The organism is Pseudomonas sp. MWU13-2105, from assembly GCF_023242315.1.
Taxonomy (GTDB): domain Bacteria; phylum Pseudomonadota; class Gammaproteobacteria; order Pseudomonadales; family Pseudomonadaceae; genus Aquipseudomonas.
This window is the reverse complement of the sequence record NZ_JALLIY010000100.1, coordinates 1-316: the sequence shown is the minus strand read 5'-3', so window position 1 is coordinate 316 and position 316 is coordinate 1. Positions and strand designations below refer to the sequence as shown.

The 316-nt window shown below is 55.1% G+C and carries 1 protein-coding gene; it reads right to left on the bottom strand.

Features of this window, described 5'->3' with window-relative positions:
- Nucleotides 1-315: hypothetical protein (locus M5B96_RS32480; protein ID WP_248801265.1), on the bottom strand; the 315-nt coding region annotated here is incomplete at its 3' end.
- Nucleotide 316: the final 1 nt, after the last annotated feature.

Sequence of the window (316 nt, the reverse complement as noted above, 5' to 3'; positions counted from 1 at the left end):
TGCCGAGCTGATCAGAATGAATCGGGTGGTTCTGCCGGTATCTTTCAAGATGAAAAATCCTGCGAACCCTCGTAGCAGGTAAATGAGCGTTATCGCGCTTAGCACTGGTCGCAGCAGTGGTAACGGTCTAATCACCGACGCGCCGGACAAGGCATAGAGAGCCCAGACCATGAGGATCAGCGCGATTCCAATTGTGATGATTGCCGGAAATGCTTTTCCGGCCTCCGCTGCGCGAACAAAGCGTTTTCCCGCGCCGGCAAACTGGTATCCGGCAGGCCCCGCAATGACAACGCCTATATGCAAAACGGCAGCCATG